Source organism: Methanomethylovorans sp. (assembly GCF_041305605.1).
Lineage (GTDB): Archaea > Halobacteriota > Methanosarcinia > Methanosarcinales > Methanosarcinaceae > Methanomethylovorans.
This window is the reverse complement of record NZ_JBFYLB010000158.1, coordinates 1-2,657: the sequence shown is the minus strand read 5'-3', so window position 1 is coordinate 2,657 and position 2,657 is coordinate 1. Positions and strand designations below refer to the sequence as shown.

The following is a 2,657-nucleotide window of genomic DNA, read 5'->3' as shown; positions in this document are numbered from 1 at the left end:
CAGATTTGGCTGTCATGGAAGAGACATCAGATGATTCAGGCAACGAATCCACAGAAAATCTCTTAGGGGAACCAACAGTTGTGGTCGTAGAGGGGAAGCAAGTTGACCTGACCCTTCCACCTGGCACAGGAACAGGTTTTACGCAGGGGGAGCAGGCCAATAGCACACCTGAGGATTTCACCCCATCTTCAGCATATGATATAAGTGTAATATCCTCGTCGATCTATTCCGAGGAACTGCCTGAAGGATATGAAAGCATTATCAAACAGTACTTTGAAGAGATGGCAGGAAAATAATGGCAAACAGAACCTTACTATTGATCCATGAATGTAAAGGAGACCAGAGATGAACTCCAGTGAAATGAGCGCAGGAAATCTGTCCCAGACATACCGGCTTGCCAGCGAGATGTTCAACACATTGTTCGCTGAGATCGGTAAGGTCATAGTAGGACAGCAAGAGTATGTGGAACAGATGATCATCGCTATGCTCTGCAATGGGCATGCTTTGGTCGAGAGCAATCCCGGTCTTGGGAAGACATTGACCATTTCTACGATAGCAAAGGTCATGGACCTGCGGTTCAGCAGGATCCAGTGTACACCGGACCTGATGCCTGCGGACATCACGGGAACGAACATCATCGAGGAGCATGGTGGGGTCAAATCATTCAAGTTCCAGGCCGGACCCGTCTTTGCCAACATAGTGCTGGCTGATGAGATAAACCGGGCCTCACCAAAGACCCAGTCCGCCATGCTTGAGGCCATGCAGGAAAAACAGATAACTGTCGCCAATGATACCTATGTGCTTGACAAGCCGTTCTTTATCCTGGCCACACAGAATCCCATTGAGATGGAAGGTACATTCCCGTTACCTGAAGCACAACTGGACAGGTTCCTGCTGAAGATATTGCTGGATTATCCTACATACGAACAGGAACTCAGCATTGTGAACAGATATACCAAAATTGACACTCCGCAGGTCAGAAAAGTAATGAACAAGAGCACATTGCTCGACCTGCAAAAGCTAACTACCGAAGTTCCCATCTCCGATCAGCTGAAATCCAGGGCCGTGAAGATAGTTCTGGCCACAAGACAGAGCAGTGAGCATATAGAATACGGTGCATCTCCCAGAGCTTCTATAGGCCTTATCATGGCAGCAAAGGCACGTGCTCTGATCAAAAGCAGAAATTACGTAAGCGAAGAGGATATCGAGGTTATGGCTTATCCGATACTTCGTCACAGGATAGGTCTTTCTTTTGAATCGGAGAGGCGGGGCATAACTGCAGATCAGATGATAAAAGGAATCCTTTCACAGGTTAAATAAAAAAGTAAGGCCATAAGGACATGAACCCCGGCAAACATACTATCAATGCGGATTTTTTCCGGCAGCTTGACCGATTCTCCTTCATGGTAAGGAAAAGAGTATCCAATGTATATGCCGGTAGCCGACGCTCTGTTAACAGTGGCAGAGGTATAGATACCGTAGGGTTCAGGGAATATTATCCGGGTGATGAGCCCAGGTCCATTGACTGGAAAGTCTATGCCAGGTCGGAAAAACTGTATGTGAGGCAGTTCGAGGAGGATAAATCCCTAACAGCACATATACTCCTGGATTCCAGCAAAAGTATGGACTATCCTGATAAAGATACAACTAAATTTGAATATGGTCTGATGCTTGCAATGGGCTTTGCATACATGGTGACAAAGGACAATGATAAGTTCGCCATTTCCACATTTTCGCAGGATGTGGATATATCTGAGCCGCGCAGAGGAAAGAAGTACCTCTTCCAGACATTGGACAGGCTTGAAACAACAAAACTGCAGGGCAAGACCGATATTCATGAATGCATTGTAAGGTACACACGTGCCATACATTCACGCTCGCTTGTGATCATCATATCGGATTTCATGGATGATCTGGATTCGATCAGATCGGCTATATATCGTTTTTCGGATCATGACCTTATCCTCATACAGGTACTGGACAAGACAGAAGCCCAGCTTCAGGTGCATGGCCATACAAAGTTCAAGGACCTGGAGACAGATGCAGATCTTAAAACGTATGTAAGCGACAGTTTCAAGGAAAATTATCAACGCAAATTGATGGATCACATGAATAGCATAAAGGATACATGCTACCAAGTGGGAGCAGAGTACTATGCTTTCACCACAGATGTACCCATCTTTGAAGCGTTCCTGTACACAATAGCCAGGAGACGCTGATATGCCCTTTGAAACACCCCTGGCTCTGCTGGCGCTGGCAAGCGTCATTCCTCTTATCATTTTGTACCTGCTGAGGCCAAAACCTCTATTGGTGCGGATCCCGTCTTTGATGTTCCTTATGCAGGCGGAAGAGAAAAAACGTTTTTTCACCTCCATTACAAAGCTGATCAAAGATCCTTTGTTCCTAATACAGTTGCTGGTGCTTATTCTATTGGCCCTGGCAGCTGCTGCTCCTTATCTTATAACTAACGAGCCCCTGAGCGATGAACACACAGTACTTGTGATAGATATGTCTGCCAGTATGCAGACTGAGAACCGGTTCCAGGAAGCCATTAGTAAGGCAGAGGATTATGTCAGCAAGGAGAACAGCATAGTGCTTGCTCATAATATTCCCGTAACATTGCTTGAAGTACAGGATGCGACCACTACTCAGGAAGC

At 46.1% G+C, this 2,657-nt stretch carries 3 protein-coding genes and 1 pseudogene; all 4 read left to right on the top strand.

Features of this window, described 5'->3' with window-relative positions:
• Positions 1-296 (top strand): annotated as a pseudogene (locus tag ACCM36_RS09840) (hypothetical protein); the annotation flags it as partial.
• Positions 297-345: 49 nt separating this feature from the next.
• Positions 346-1,320: an AAA family ATPase gene (locus ACCM36_RS09835; RefSeq protein ID WP_370573584.1), complete on the top strand. Its 975-nt coding sequence runs from the start codon at positions 346-348 to the stop codon at positions 1,318-1,320.
• A gap of 20 nt (positions 1,321-1,340) precedes the next feature.
• Positions 1,341-2,219 carry a DUF58 domain-containing protein gene (locus tag ACCM36_RS09830; protein WP_370573583.1) on the top strand — a complete coding sequence of 293 codons (879 nt, stop codon included), beginning with the start codon at positions 1,341-1,343 and terminating at the stop codon, positions 2,217-2,219.
• A 1-nt stretch (position 2,220) separates the two neighbouring features.
• Positions 2,221-2,657, top strand: a 437-nt coding sequence (locus tag ACCM36_RS09825; RefSeq protein ID WP_370573582.1) for a BatA domain-containing protein, incomplete at its 3' end; no start/stop codon positions are given.